This is a genomic window from Gracilibacillus caseinilyticus, assembly GCF_022919115.1.
In the GTDB taxonomy this organism is placed as follows: domain Bacteria; phylum Bacillota; class Bacilli; order Bacillales; family Amphibacillaceae; genus Gracilibacillus; species Gracilibacillus caseinilyticus.
Genome location: NZ_CP095072.1, coordinates 2,623,913 through 2,638,583 on the forward strand (window position 1 = coordinate 2,623,913; position 14,671 = coordinate 2,638,583).

At 40.5% G+C, this 14,671-nt stretch carries 17 protein-coding genes; 11 read left to right on the forward strand and 6 right to left on the reverse strand.

Translation table 11 applies throughout. The features are described 5' to 3' along the window. Positions 1-479 precede the first annotated feature (479 nt). The 11 genes from MUN88_RS12330 to addA all read left to right on the forward strand — a co-directional run bounded on the left by MUN88_RS12330 (position 480) and on the right by addA (position 12,561). Positions 480-1,139 (forward strand): TVP38/TMEM64 family protein, encoded by a 660-nt coding sequence (locus MUN88_RS12330; RefSeq protein WP_244715450.1) that lies wholly within the window; start codon positions 480-482, stop codon positions 1,137-1,139. Between the two features lie 65 nt (positions 1,140-1,204). After that, on the forward strand, positions 1,205-1,750 hold the full coding sequence (gene lepB, locus MUN88_RS12335) for a signal peptidase I (protein ID WP_244715452.1): 546 nt from the start codon (positions 1,205-1,207) through the stop codon (positions 1,748-1,750). 168 nt (positions 1,751-1,918) lie between these two features. Further along, positions 1,919-2,347, forward strand: a complete 429-nt coding sequence (locus tag MUN88_RS12340) for a DUF4181 domain-containing protein (RefSeq protein WP_244715454.1) — start codon at positions 1,919-1,921, stop codon at positions 2,345-2,347. A 222-nt stretch (positions 2,348-2,569) separates the two neighbouring features. Next, positions 2,570-2,788, forward strand: a complete 219-nt coding sequence (locus MUN88_RS12345; protein WP_244724498.1) for a DUF4181 domain-containing protein — start codon at positions 2,570-2,572, stop codon at positions 2,786-2,788. 17 nt (positions 2,789-2,805) lie between these two features. After that, positions 2,806-3,429 carry a DJ-1/PfpI family protein gene (locus MUN88_RS12350; protein ID WP_244715456.1) on the forward strand — a complete coding sequence of 208 codons (624 nt, stop codon included), beginning with the start codon at positions 2,806-2,808 and terminating at the stop codon, positions 3,427-3,429. 63 nt (positions 3,430-3,492) lie between these two features. Then, a complete protein-coding gene (locus tag MUN88_RS12355) occupies positions 3,493-3,708 on the forward strand; it encodes a hypothetical protein (protein ID WP_244715458.1) in 216 nt (71 codons plus the stop codon). 4 nt (positions 3,709-3,712) lie between these two features. Continuing rightward, on the forward strand, positions 3,713-4,240 hold the full coding sequence (locus MUN88_RS12360; protein WP_244715460.1) for a GrpB family protein: 528 nt from the start codon (positions 3,713-3,715) through the stop codon (positions 4,238-4,240). Positions 4,241-4,257: 17 nt separating this feature from the next. After that, a complete protein-coding gene (locus MUN88_RS12365) occupies positions 4,258-4,803 on the forward strand; it encodes a GNAT family N-acetyltransferase (protein ID WP_244715462.1) in 546 nt (181 codons plus the stop codon). Positions 4,804-4,891: 88 nt separating this feature from the next. Further along, entirely contained in the window at positions 4,892-5,278 is a 387-nt protein-coding gene (locus MUN88_RS12370; protein ID WP_244715464.1) for a hypothetical protein, read from the forward strand. Between the two features lie 105 nt (positions 5,279-5,383). Continuing rightward, the gene (gene addB / locus MUN88_RS12375; protein ID WP_244724500.1) at positions 5,384-8,857 is read left to right on the forward strand and encodes a helicase-exonuclease AddAB subunit AddB; all 3,474 of its coding nucleotides are present in this window, start codon (positions 5,384-5,386) and stop codon (positions 8,855-8,857) included. Next, positions 8,857-12,561, forward strand: coding sequence for a helicase-exonuclease AddAB subunit AddA (gene addA / locus MUN88_RS12380; protein ID WP_244715466.1), 3,705 nt, complete (start codon positions 8,857-8,859; stop codon positions 12,559-12,561). Before addB ends, addA begins: the two co-directional genes overlap by 1 nt. Positions 12,562-12,574: 13 nt before the next feature. On the opposite strand, the gene MUN88_RS12385 is transcribed toward addA, so the two are convergent. From MUN88_RS12385 to MUN88_RS12410, 6 genes are read right to left on the reverse strand one after another with little or no spacing between them, the layout of a single operon-like run. Beyond that, on the reverse strand, positions 12,575-12,793 hold the full coding sequence (locus tag MUN88_RS12385) for a spore germination protein (protein WP_244715468.1): 219 nt from the start codon (positions 12,791-12,793) through the stop codon (positions 12,575-12,577). Positions 12,794-12,808: 15 nt separating this feature from the next. Continuing rightward, positions 12,809-13,165, reverse strand: coding sequence for a spore germination protein GerPE (locus MUN88_RS12390; protein ID WP_244715470.1), 357 nt, complete (start codon positions 13,163-13,165; stop codon positions 12,809-12,811). Beyond that, positions 13,158-13,370, reverse strand: a complete 213-nt coding sequence (locus MUN88_RS12395) for a spore germination protein GerPD (protein WP_244715472.1) — start codon at positions 13,368-13,370, stop codon at positions 13,158-13,160. The genes MUN88_RS12390 and MUN88_RS12395 overlap by 8 nt, the downstream gene beginning before the upstream one ends. Before the next feature lie 5 nt (positions 13,371-13,375). Then, positions 13,376-13,912: a spore germination protein GerPC gene (gene gerPC, locus MUN88_RS12400; RefSeq protein WP_244715474.1), complete on the reverse strand. Its 537-nt coding sequence runs from the start codon at positions 13,910-13,912 to the stop codon at positions 13,376-13,378. Positions 13,913-13,936: 24 nt separating this feature from the next. After that, entirely contained in the window at positions 13,937-14,140 is a 204-nt protein-coding gene (locus tag MUN88_RS12405) for a spore germination protein GerPB (protein WP_244715476.1), read from the reverse strand. Positions 14,141-14,152: 12 nt separating this feature from the next. Further along, complete coding sequence (locus tag MUN88_RS12410) at positions 14,153-14,371, reverse strand: spore germination protein (protein ID WP_244715478.1); 219 nt, start codon at positions 14,369-14,371, stop codon at positions 14,153-14,155. Positions 14,372-14,671: the final 300 nt, after the last annotated feature.

Here is a 14,671-nt window from a genome sequence, read left to right on the forward strand (position 1 = left end):
TCGCTATTCATAAGCAAAAAACCGCTTATGGAAGTCTCGCTTTACCACGGTGATAAGCGTTCGTAAGCGAAGAGGTTTAATCGGGAAGATGGACGACCGCTAATACCCTGATAAGTCTCGCTATTCATAAGCAAAAAACCGCTTATGGAAGTCTCGCTTTACCACGGTGATAAGCGTTCGTAAGCGAAGAGGTTTAATCGGGAAGATGGACGACCGCTAATACCCTGATAAGTCTCGCTATTCATAAGCAAAAAACCGCTTATGGAAGTCTCGCTTTACCACGGTGATAAGCGTTCGTAAGCGAAGAGGTTTAATCGGTAAGGGGAACGACCGCTAACCCCCTGATAAGTCTCGCTATCCATAAGCAAAAAACCGCTTATGGAAGTCTCGCTTTATGTGAATAATTAGGAAAATTGGCAAAAAAATATTAAAATAATAATAAGTTATATTTTTAGTTGTTTGAAGGAGTTAAATCGCTGATGCTTACATACAATATTAGTAATATTGATAACATTAATGTCGATCAAATAAAAGAATATATCGAAGCACATGAATTTGGGCAATTGGTTGATTTTTTGCTGCGGAGTTACGAAAGTTTAGGTCCGCTTCCGGGTGTGCTGTTGCCCTTTTTAGAAGCTTTTTTACCTTTTTTGCCATTGATTGTGTTTGTGATGACAAATGCAGCGGCATACGGGCTGCTGGAAGGTTTTATCCTGTCATGGGCTGGCGGCAGTGCCGGGGCAATTGCGGTATTTATGCTGGTACGCCGATTTAGGCATATCCGTTTGCTACGTTGGATCAGCCGGAATAAGCAGGTGTCGAAAGTGACGGAATGGTTAGAACGGCATGGATTTGGTCCGTTATTTATTCTGTTATGTTTCCCATTTTCTCCTTCGGCTATTATTAATTTAGTCGCTGCCATTTCCGGTGTGGGATTTTACCAGTTTGTTCTGGCAGTACTGTTGGGCAAAGGTGTCATGATTCTTACCGTATCATCGATTGGAGACAGTATCGTTTCGTTTGCACAAAATCCGCTTAAAACGATTATATTACTAATAGGTATTTCGATTCTTTGGGTCGTTGGAAAATATATAGAGAAACGTCTGCAAACACGAGCAGATCAAAAAAAACGTGAGTAAACGGATTAAATTTTTCCAAATGGGGTAAATTAGTTAATAATGAAAGTCCCTTTGGAGGGAAGCCAATGGATAAAAAAAGAATATGGTCAATCGTACGTATCGTCATTTTTGCAACAGTGTTGGCGGTCATTTTCCGTTCCTATTTATTTGCGAGTTATGTCGTTAACGGAAAATCAATGGAGCCGACACTGCATGATGGGAATCTCTTAATGGTCAATAAAATGGTATATGATTTAATGGATATACATCGCTTTGACGTAATTGTGTTTCATGCGAATGAACAGGAAGATTATGTGAAGCGCGTTGTGGGTAAACCGGGAGATCATATTGAATATCGGGATGATGTCTTGTATGTCAATGGTGAAGCTGTAGAGGAGCCTTACTTGGAGCCATATCGCGAGTCTGGTGAGATCCTTACTAAGGATTTCAGCTTAGAGGTTGTCACTGGTGAGAAAGTAGTACCCGAAGGCAAGTTGTTCGTATTAGGAGACAACCGGACCAAGAGCTATGACAGCAGAGAAATAGGCTTTGTTGATCAGGAGACGGTAGTTGGCAAAGTGGATATACGTTACTGGCCAATGTCAGAACTGAACTTTCAATTTATACACTAAAGAGAAGAAAGCGCTTCAATTATAAAAAGTCTAATTTGAGAATGAGATCATTCTTGAATTAGACTTTTTTATGTCGGACGAATTAGAAAATAATGTGAAAAAAAAGGTGTGGGATTATGGTATGATGAATGAAGAAAGGTAAGCGGTGGCAAGGGGGAAGAAATCAATATGAATGCCTACAACGAGGATCCAGCATCTTTACCAGCGCTATTCATTGTGTTAGCAGGTATGCTGGTTGTGATGTGGGGATTTAATAAAATAGTCAGAAAGAAATTGAACGTTAAAAAATCAATTCTTAAGCACCATTTAAATGATTGGCATAAAAAAGTAGACTGGACGATCAGAGTTGTAATTATTATGTTAATAATCCTCGGTTATGCCGTGAATATAACCAGACCGGTTGAAGAAAAGATCTGGTTTTTGCAACCTTTGTATATAGGTCTTTTCGGTACATTAGTATCAGAGTCAGTCAATGCCTACATGGAATGGAAATACGCTGAAAATCCGAAGCAATATTTAGCAACAGTCAGCGAAATATACATTGGTGCTGTCTTAATAATAACTCTATTTACTACGGACTGTTTTGGCCTGTTGTAACAGAGGAGATAATAGAAAAAAATAAAGATAAAAGAGGGAAAGGAAGCCAATATGAATACCGTTGATTTGGAGCCAATGTTTTTTCTGATATTAATTCTTATAATTGTCGTCAGAAAATTGAATGTCGATAAGTTACCTCCCAATCAGCATTTTAATAATCAGTACAAATAGTGAGACTGGACGATTCGAATAATCACAATACTGGTTATTATTTTTGGTTTTATCTTTAATAAAACAAGAAAATATGGTGATACGATCTGGTGGTTGCAGCCTTGGATTTTACTTGCGATTGGCGCACTGATAGGCGATGCAGCAAAGGCTTATATGGAGTGGAAATACGCTGAAAATCCAAGACAATATTTAGCAACCATCAGTGAACTGTGCTTGGCTGTGGTCTTAGCAATCGGTATCATTACTGCAGCCTTTTTTGACTTAATTTAAGAAGGAGAGGAAAGCATATGCAGCAACAAACAGTAGGTATTCTATTATTTAATGAAGTCGAAGTGCTCGATTTTGCAGGTCCGTTTGAAGTCTTTTCATTAGCTTCAGATTTAGTAACAGAAGAAAAATTCTTTCATGTAGTAACCATTGCCGAAAAAGGAGAAGCGCTTCAGGCACGAAATGGACTACAGGTACTGCCAGATTATCAGTTTGACAATCATCCTAAGCTTGATGTGTTAATTGTGCCAGGAGGATATGGCGCAGAGGAAATAGAAATACATAATCCTAATGTTATAGAGTGGATTCTTAAGCAAAAATCCGAAGTCGATATTGTTGCCTCTGTTTGTACAGGAGCATTGCTGCTAGCAAAGGCAGGTATGCTCGACGGCAAAAAAGCGACAACGCATTGGCTTGACCTCGACCGTTTAGCAAACGAATTCCCCAAAGTAGATGTGCAACGCGGTGTTAAATTCGTGGATGAAGGAGCACTTGTTACTTCCGGAGGGATCTCAGCAGGCATTAACATGTCTTTTCATCTATTGGTACGCCTATGTGGAAAAGCAGTTGCTGAGCATACAGCGAAAAGAATGGAATATGATATTCCGTTTATGGAGGATAAGGATAGTAGGAGAGATCAATGAAAATACCTCTAAGAACGAATCACGTGGACAAAGTTTAGAGGATAGAGCAAAAAGGAGAATGGCATGAGTACGCAGATGAAAGATTTCTTTGGTACAATCATCATTTGTATCATTGCATTTTTCCTACTCGGGAATTATTTCGATGCTGGAAACTACATAGAAACAGCAGTCTATACGTTTGGAACAATTATTATTGGATTATTGTCTTATATCATCTCGTTCTTACGTCAATTACGAAGAGAAATGATGGGAGAAGACGATTCATTCTCTGAGGAGTGATCGGATGTTAGGTGTTAATAAAGGAGAAGTAAAACTTGATCCACCTTCTGAAGATTGGAAAAACTTATTTCAGATAGAACAGAAGCTGTTACACACGATTACTGGAGCTGACATTGTAGATATGCAGCATATAGGGAGTACCTCTATTCAGCATATCAGTGCGAAACCAATCATTGATATGCTGATCGGAGTGAATGATTTAAAGCGAATAGAGCATTTTGGCAGAACAAAATTAAAAAATCATGGTTACTATCATTTATCGAAAGTACGTGTGGAGGGGAAAGAGGTTTTTGCTAAGTTTAGTAATATGGAAAAACTGACGAAGACACATATTCTCCATGTTGTGAAATATCAGGGACCGCTATGGAACCAGCTCACTTATTTTAGAGATTATATGAATGCCAACCGAGAAAAAGCAAAAGAATATGAGGCACTCAAGCAGGAATTAGCATGGAAATATCCTAATGATGAACGTTCGTATACAATGGAAAAAAAGAAATTTGTAGATAGGATAATAAGAGATCTCCAATAGAAAAAGAGGTGTAATCTATGTTTTACCATAAAATAGACGAAGAATTATCCTTAAAATTAATAGAATTAAAAGATGCCGAAAAAGTATTTGCCTTAACTGAAAGTTCACGCGATTATCTCCGTGAATGGCTGCCATGGCTTGATTTCACAACAAAATTAGAAGACACCAAAGCATTTATCCGAAATTCCTTGAAGGGCTATGCGGAAGGAGAGAGTCTTACTACTTTTATTGTCTATCAAAATGAAATCGTAGGAACCGCGAGCTACAATAATCTCGACAGGAGCAACAAAATAGCTTATATCGGTTACTGGCTTGGAGAGGATTATCAAGGAAAAGGCATTATGACACGAGTGGCAGGTGCGTTAACAGACTATGCCATAAACGAGCTGAACATGAATAAAGTAGATATTCGAGCTGCAGCACAAAATCAAAAAAGCAGAGCAGTCCCAGAACAATTAGGATTTGTCCAGGAAGGAAGCGTCAGACAGGCAGAATGGTTATATGATCATTATGTTGATCATGTTATTTATGGCATGTTGGCGGATGAATGGAAGAAAGCCTAATCCCATTTAATCCGTGCTCCTTGTGTAAATAAAAAAGAATGATATGGCATATGGTGAAAAGAATGTATATGTGAGAAGTGTGGGATAAGTGGAAACTTTCAACATTCAACTGGCAGCGTTAATACTAGTTGTTATTTTTGTGGCGATAGCAATCTTTCAAATGTTATTGATACTTGGCTATCCAGTAGGTGAATATGCTATGGGTGGAGAAAACAAAGTATTACCTGGAAAATTTCGTCTGGTCAGTATTGTAAACGCAGCTCTTTTACTTGGTATGGCGACCGTTGTTTTGCATCATACCTCTTTCCTTACCACTTTTGATATGCCCACACTTATCTTGATGTGGATCATCACCAGTTTTCTCGCTATAAATACGATTGCCAACCTCGTATCTCCTGGCAAAAAAGAAAAGCTGGTGATGACACCTGTTGCCGGATTGGCCTTTCTGTTAAGCTTTCTCATCACCATTATATAACCTAATCATAACATAGCAATTTTTTCATCACTTTCCTTTACCACAGAACATTCGTTTGCTATAATGGGTGTTAGAATATCAGACGTGTAGGAAAGTAGGTGTTTTCTGTTGTTGCGATTTTTAATGGGTAGTGCGACAGTGAATAAAAGCGAGCAATGTTTACAAGAAATCAGACAAGAACTCAGGCAAGATCCCCAAGGTCCTTCCATTATCTATTTAGTTCCAGATCAAATGACATTCCAGCAAGAATATGCGCTTTTAAATGGTGACGACATAAATGGTTCGATTCGTGCGCAGGTGTACAGCTTTTCACGGTTGGCTTGGCGTGTAATGCAGCTGACAGGTGGGGCAACCAAGAAATATATTACGTCCACCGGGATGCAAATGATGCTGAGAAAGATTGTCGAGGAGCGGACAGACGATTGGAAAGTCTTTCAAAAAGCAATCGAAAAGCAAGGTTTTATCGAACAGTTAGAGGAAATGATCACTGAATTTAAACGATATTGTGTGACACCGGATCTTATTACGGCACAATTAGATGAAATGGATCGTTTCCAGCATAAAACTGTCGGAGAAGTGGCATTACATCATAAATTAGATGACTTATTATACATTTATCAAAGCCTGCAGCATGCATTGGCAGGGCATTATATGGATAGTGAGGATCAGCTGCAGCAGTTAGTAGAAAAACTCGAAGACACGAATTTTCTTGAGAATACGACTGTTTATATTGACGGTTTTCATCAGTTTACACCACAAGAATTACTAGTCATTGAGGTAATGATCAAAAAAGCCAAAAATGTGACGGTTACGTTAACGTTAGAGGAACTGAACAATGAAGTGACGCCGTTAGACTTATTTTACCAAACAAAAGAAACCTATTATCAGTTACAACAACTGGCAGAACAAGCATCAGTCCCGGTGGAGATAGAATATGCAGATCAGAATGCGGAGACTAAAGATGCCTTTATTCATTTGGATCATCATTTTGACAGCCGGCCTGTACAGCCTTTTTCTGGTGAAGCGCCGATTCGGATTGCGGAAGCAGTACATCCGCGTGCAGAGGTGGAGGGGACTGCTCAGGAAATAGTACGGTTAGTGAGAGATCAGGGCTATCGTTATCGTGACTTGGCTATTTTAATACGCGAACCGGATGTGTACCATGATTTAATTACAACCGTTTTTCAAGATTATCAAATACCGATTTTCGTTGACGAGAAGCGTACGATGCTGAACCACCCTCTCATTGAGACCGTTCGCTCGTTATTAGATGTTGTGGAAGGGAATTGGCGTTACGATGCCGTTTTTCGTCTGTTAAAAGCTGGTTTTATTCCGCAAGGCGAGGGAGAATTCCGGCTGGATCAGGAAGCTATTGATGAGTTGGAAAATTATGTGCTGGAATATGGTGTCAGGGGCAGAAGCAGATGGTTATCAGATAAAGACTGGATTTTTCAGCGATTCAGAGGGTTTGATCAATCTACCCAGACGGATCGGGAATTAGTGGCGCAAAAACGCATCAATCATTATCGGGATAAAATTGCCGAGTCATTGACGAACATTGACACAAAGCTACGGACATTACCAACGATCCGTCAAAAAACAATTGCATTATTCGAATGGCTTGAATCGATCGGTGCCCCTGCGCAATTAGAACAAATGCGGGAAGATTTCGATGCACAAGGACGGGTGGAGAAAGGCCGTGAGCAGGACCAGGTCTGGGATGCGGTCATTCAGTTGCTGGAAGAAATAACGGAAGTAGCGGGCGAGGAGGAAATGTCGCTTTCCACCTTCCGAAATGTATTAGAATCCGGGTTCGATGCCCTGCGTTTTTCACATGTGCCTCCAAGTATTGATCACGTTGTGGTTGGTTCAATTGACAGATCGAGAATGCACGGTATTAAGACAGCTTTCTTGTTAGGTGTCAATGAAGGGACCTGGCCAATGAAACCAGGTAGCGATGGACTGATTACAGAGGAAGAGCGATCTGTGTTACAAACACATGGTTTAAAGCTGGCGGAAGGTAGTAAACGTCAGTTGTTGGATGATTGGTTCTACGTCTATTTAGCCTTTTCCTTGCCAGCGGATTATTTATGGATCAGTTATCCAATCAGTAATGAAGAGGGCAACCAAAAGGCTGCTTCCTCATTGATAAAGAGAATGGAAGAGTTATTTCCTCATCAACAGAGTCGATTATTTTTGCAAGATCCGGAGGAAATGACGGAAGCAAATCGATTTGTCACGACACCGAACAAAACACGAGGTGCGTTGACAGCACAATTGGCAAGAAAGCTGAGAGGTTACCCGATTGAATCAATTTGGGAATCTGTGTTGAATTGGTTTATTGAGCATTCGGTCAAGCAACAGATTCATCAGCAAGTATTAAAGAGTTTGTTTTATCAAAATAAACCGGTGGATTTGGAAAAGGATACGGTTCAAGCATTATATGAGAAAGAAATCAATGCAAGTGTATCAAGGTTGGAAATGTATCATCGTTGTTCCTATCAGCATTTTGCCAGGTACAGCTTAGGATTGGAAGATCGTCCAACCTACAAGCTGGATGCACCTGATATTGGGCAATTATTCCATGAAGCATTAAAACAAATTACCGAATGGATCCAGAAAGAAGGCAGGCAATTTGCAGATGTTTATGATCAGGATGCCAGGAAATATGCAAATCGTGCGGTAGGTGAGCTGGCGAATGTGCTGCAGCATCAGATACTGCACAGTTCCAATCGTTATCAATATATCCAAAAGAAATTAGAGAGTGTCATCGCAAGAGCAACCTTTATATTAAGTGAACAAGCGCGGAAGACACACTTCGCCCCGGTAGGCTTAGAAGTTGGGTTTGGTTATCCGGATCAACTGCAGTCATTAACGGTACCGTTACCGAACGATCACACGTTATTGTTGCGTGGACGCATTGACCGAGTCGATCAAGCGTTTGAAAATGAACAATTATATTTGCGAATTATTGACTATAAATCCAGTGCAAAAGGGTTAAATCTAACGGAAGTGTATTATGGACTTGCACTGCAGATGCTAGCTTATTTAGATGTCGTATTACAAAATGCAGAAGGCTGGCTTGGACACCCGGCCTCACCAGCAGGGGTGCTTTATTTCCACGTCCATAATCCGATGATTTCAGCAGACGACTTTTTATCAGAAGACAAACTCGAACAAGAAATCTTCAAAAAATTCAAAATGAAAGGTCTGATGGTCGATCAGGAAGAGGTTGTCCGGATGATGGATACCACATTAGATTACGGCCGAAGTAATATTATTCCTGCTGGCTTCAGTAAAACAGGGTCCTTTTATAAAGGTTCACAAGTAGCGGAGCAAAATGTCTTTAACGAACTGCAAGGCTATATTCACCGATTAATGGAGAATGCCGGACTTGCGATTACAGAAGGTAAAGTGGATCTTAATCCATTTCAACAGCAGCAATTAACAGCCTGTACATTCTGTGATTTCCGTTCTGTCTGTCAATTTGATCCGACACTTGCGGAAAATAATTATCGTAAATTAAAAGAAATGAAAGACGAAGAAGTAATCGAAGCAATCAAGCGGGGTGAAGCATAGTGCCGCAATGGACAAAAGAACAAGAAGATGCTATCTACCAATCAGGTAAAAATATTCTCGTGGCAGCAGCGGCAGGATCGGGAAAGACAGCGGTATTGGTCGAACGGATTATTAAAAAGCTGTTACACGAAGAGAAACCGGTCGATATTGATACGCTGTTAGTCGTTACCTTTACAAATGCGGCAGCACAGGAAATGCGTAATCGAATTGGTGCTGCCATTGAAGTGTCACTAGAGGAAAATCCGCGTTCCTCACATCTGAAAAAACAATTATCATTGTTGCAGAGTGCGTCGATCTCTACCTTACACGCTTTTTGTATGGACTTAGTCCGTAAGTATGCCTATCAAATTGACATTGATCCCAACTTCCGAATTGCAGACAATATGGAAGCTGATCTGATCCGTCAAGATGTACTGGAAGAACTTTTTGAAACGTGGTACGGCGAAGCGGATGAAGAACAGCAAGCTGCTTTTTTCTCTGTAGTTGACCGGTTTAGTAATGATCGAAATGATTTAGAAGTGGAATCGCTCATTTTAAAAATGTATGAATTTTCAATCCAGCACCCGAGTCCAGATGACTGGCTTGATCAAATGGCAACTATCTATCAAGTCGATCCAGAGACAGATGAGACGGAGATTCCATGGCTCCAATTGCTGAAACAAGAAGTAATCGAACAGCTGGATGTAATGGAACTGCTGGCAGATCAGGCCTTGGGTGTCACGAGAGAAAGTGATGGTCCTTATCATTATGCGGAAGCAATTGATGCGGATAAAGAAATGATTCAGCAAGCAAAAGGGGCGATCCAGATATCTTGGGATGAGGCGCGCTCTGTTTTTGCCGGAAGTAAATTTAAGGCATTGTCCCGTAAAAAGGTAGAATGTGATGAAGCCAAGAGAGACCAGGCCAAAGATTTACGAGATCAACTGAAAAAAAGGTGGGACAATATCGCGAAGAATTGGTTCACCCGGAGTTTACAGGCGCACATCACGGATATGCATGCTCTTTATCCGACGATTGTAAAATTAACGGAAATGATCAAACAATTCAAAGCTGGTTATCAGGAAGCGAAGAAAGAAAAAGGCTTAGTAGATTTTGCGGATTTGGAGCATTTTGCATTAGATATTTTAATGAAGGATAAGTCATCGCGAGAGCCATCTTCTGTAGCAGTTGACCTGCAAAAGAAATATTCCGAGGTAATGGTCGATGAATATCAGGATACGAATATTGTACAGGAGACGATTCTTTCACTCGTGTCTGATCAACAATCAGGCGGGAACATGTTTATGGTAGGAGATGTGAAACAAAGTATTTATCGTTTCCGCCATGCTAATCCAGCACTATTTATTGAAAAATACAACCGTTTTGCCAAACAGGATGATCCAGGCTATCGGATCGATTTGGCACGGAACTTCCGAAGCAGAAGGGAAGTGCTGACGGCAGCAAACTACATCTTCAGGCAATTATTCGATCCTGATGTCGGTGATATTGAATATGATCAAGATGCCGAATTAATCTATGGCAACACCGATTATGAGAAAGTTCCATTTCCTAATGTCGATACCGAATTGTTGATCATTGATCAGGAAACGCAGGAAAGTGATCCGGCTGATCAGGAACTGGAGAGCGAAGAAGATCTGGAAAAGGCCCAGCTCGAAGCACGTGCATATGCAACGAAGATCAAACAGTGGATCGGTGCGAACGAGGAAGACGCCACTGAAATTATGGATAAACAAACAGGACAGTCACGTAAGGTGGAATATCGGGATATCGTTATTCTGTTACGCTCGATGACATGGGCCCCAACCATTATGGAAGAGTTTAAGAAACAGGGAATCCCTGTATATGCCGAGTTGTCCTCCGGTTATTTTCAGGCAATCGAAATCCAGGTAATGATCAGCTTACTAAAAGTACTGGATAATCCAAGACAGGATATTCCGTTAGCCTCTGTGTTAAAATCACCAATCGTTGGCTTGAATGAAAATGACTTGACTCAGATCCGTCTTGCGAAAAAAGGAGCACCTTATTATGAGGCACTAAAGGCGTATCTGAAAGCTAATGAGCATACATCACTGGAACGATTTATGTCTCAATTAACTTATTGGCGGAAAGAAGCAAGACAAGGAGCGCTTTCCACATTAATCTGGGAGATTTTCCAGGAAACCGGCTACTATGATTTTGTCGGCGGAATACCAGGTGGACGACAGCGACAAGCGAACTTACGAGCTCTCTATGATCGAGCCAAAAGTTATGAAGCAACGTCATTTAGAGGATTATTCCGTTTCTTACGCTTTATTGAGCGAATGGAAGAGAAGGGTGATGACCTTGGTGCAGCGAAAGCTCTCGGTGAACAAGAAGATGTGGTCCGTATCATGACCATTCATAAAAGTAAAGGATTGGAATTCCCGCTGGTAATCGTTGGAGCGGCGAACAAGCAGTTTAACCAGCAGGATATTCGGGAGAAGTACTTGCTGCATAAAGAACTTGGCTTTGCTTCGAAATATATTGATCCGGTCAAACGAATCATGTACCCAACTTTAATTTATCACGGAATAAAGAAACAAATACAACGTGAAATGCTTGCAGAAGAAATGCGTGTACTGTATGTGGCGTTGACCCGTGCAAAAGAGAAAGTCGTGTTAGTTGGAACGGTTAACTCGTTTGTAAAGAAGAAAAAGAAATGGGCGAATATCTTGTCCCATAAGGACTGGGTGCTACCTTCCTATTACCGGCTTGAGTCATTGTCTTATTTGGATTGGATTGGTGCCAGTCTTGTTCGTCATCAAAGTGGTGAAGTACTTCGGGAACAGAACGATCCATTATATGTACCGAATGATATAGCAGAGGACCTTTCCGTCTGGAAAATTGACCGGATTCATCAGAGTGAGTATCAGACAATTGACGAGAGTAATCAGGAAGAGATTGAAGCTATTCAAAAGGCGATTTACCAGTGGCATGGCCTTGAATTAGAAGATGAGCAATTAGCACAGCAAGTGAAGCGTCAATTGGAGTATCAATACCCTTATCAGGATTCTGTCTTTTACCGTGCGAAACAGACTGTAACAGAAATGAAGCGACAGCATGAGGTGAAGGATGACTACAGTGCGCAGCAGATCATTGAACCATTTCGTGCCCCAATACGAAAGCGGCCACGATTTATGCATTCAGAGCAGAAGTTGACAAGAGCAGAAATCGGTACTGCCATGCACACAGTTATGCAGCACATTCCGTTATCATCGGACTGGACAGCTTTATCTTTAGCAGAATATATTGCGCAGCTAGAGGCAAAGGAAATACTGACTGCTGATGAAGCGTCAGTCATAGACGTCGATGCGATATTGGCATTCTTTCAAACCGATATTGGTAAACTGTTAGTACAAGCAGAACACGTCGAACGCGAGATTCCTTTTAGTTTGACATTACCTGCTCAAGAAGTATATCCGAACTGGAGCGAACCTCAACAGGAGAGAATCTTTTTACAAGGGGTTATCGACTGTGTGATCAAGACGGAGCAAGGTTGGTTGTTATTAGATTATAAGACCGATCAGATAACAGAAGATCACTCATCTGAATTAGAGCAAAAATTAATCAACCGTTACAAGGTGCAAATAGATCTTTATGCAAAAGCACTCGAAACTATTTGGAACCATCCTGTAACGGAAAAGTATTTATATTTCTTTGACAAGGCATTATTGGTACATGCATAAGGAGTAATCCTCCTTATGCATTACCCCCAATTATCTGATCAACTGCATCTGGATCAACCGAGTTGGTAATGTTAAAACCAGTATTGGTGTTAGAGAAATCGCCATTATTATTGCCACCAGCACCATTTGCTGATTTTGACGCACTTTTTGGAGAAAGATAGAAACTGTCACCAAAATTAATAACACCACCACCAACACTATTTATTTTAATTGGTCCTACGATAGAAGGCATCCTTTCACAACCTTTCTAATTATCTTTTAGTATACGGATGTGTTTAATTTTCGATAGCGCGTTAATATGTTTGTTACTGCCAAGCTGAACGACACTAGATGAGGAAACCCCGTTAATAAAAATGGTGGAAACGGATATGTTGGAATGGTAGTGGCAATGTTCACCAGTTACGATTTCAGGGTCTTGTATAGGATAGACCTCTGTGTTGAAAATTGGATATTGATCCAATTCAAATCCTTTGTCAGAGGAAATACCGCCTTCTTTTTGGACTGCGAGTACGTCTGCCTTTGGTTCAATTTTCTTAGCATCACCAATTTGAAAGATCGAACTATAGGATAAACTCTCCATTTTTAATTGTTTGACTCTAGTCATTCGCGGAAACATCGGTTATCAACTCTTGGTTTCTCGTATTCGTATTATCGCCCACTCCGACGACATAGGATTCCGGTGGTGTATCGAATAAAGATGCTAGATGGATCTCATGGCTGTCACCTACAATAAAAAGTGAGGAAGAGGATACCCCAAGAATAGAAATATTTCCAACACCAATATTCCAGTTATTAACTTGATAGTGCATGCTTATTACCCCTTTTGTTGATTTTCGAACCATTTTTTTAATCCTGTCTGCAATTCCTGTTGAACACTTGATAAGATATGCTGAGGCATTTGATCTGGTGGCACATTGGCCTGTTGATAATGTGCGATGCGACTAGTCAGTTGTTGCCTTAAGTCCTTTAGCAATGTTTGACGGTAACTCTCATCTAAAGGATAGTGAAATTGCTCCTCTAACGATTGAATGTATGGAGGTAAGTCTTGATTGACATAGTTTTCTAATGTTTGATGGACGGAAGGCATTGGGCTGCCAGTTGCCTGAGGAATAGAGAAATCCTCCATCTGTTGTAAATCTTCAGGTGTTACCCCAATGTGTAAGGAGCCATCTAGCCGTTCGATTTTTAGCTGGTCAAAATGATATTCTAATTTTTCTATGTTTGTTTTTGGACCTGCTTGTTGCTGTTCGAGCTGCTGGATACGATTCTCTAAGGAGTTGATCTGCTGAGATTGATGCTGTACTTGCTGCTGCAGTTGATGAATGTAATAAGACATCATGTGATAATCCATATTGATTACTCCTTTCTGAGAATGTTAAAAAGGTGTCAATGGTACTAATGGTTCTGTAATTCCTTGGGGAACAGCTTCTTCCGCTGGCCCCTCAAATTGCCCAGTATTATATAGCTGAGACAAGGCTTGCATTTTTCCAGTGCTGCCGATTTGTAATACAGAGGAATTACTGACACTTCCTACTTTCAAAAAATGAATATAAATCGATTGGTTAACCGTGATATGCAAAAGAATCACCTACTAAATGCCCGAAATATTTTGATCAAATTGGTCATCATCGACCATCGTTGTCTGGGCGTTTTCTAAATGAACACGAATGCCATCACCAGTATTAAACGAGCCTCCTCCAGCAAAGGTTTTTGCTTGTGTATAGGGCTGGATCCGGTAAACATCCCCGATATGAAAAATACTGGAAGAACCAATGTTAATTACTTTTACTGCACCAACAATCGCTGGCATAAACATCATCCTAACATTGATACATCATTCCTTATTTAGTTTATGAATCTAGACCCAGTTTGTGAAACGAGTGTAAAAAAAACTTCGAAATACTAGTTTCTTCCAAATATTTAAAATAAAGTGAGACTTCAATCAGTGGGGGGGTTGCCCCCCATTGATTGCTAGCGAAACTTATCAGGAAGTTATCGTCCGTTTATCCCCTACTTAGCTTCTTATTTATCTCTCGAATCTTGAAGTGGGGGTATTACGGACGGTTAGCTTCGTGATAAAATGAATGAACAATAGCTACCGTTAAAAAAA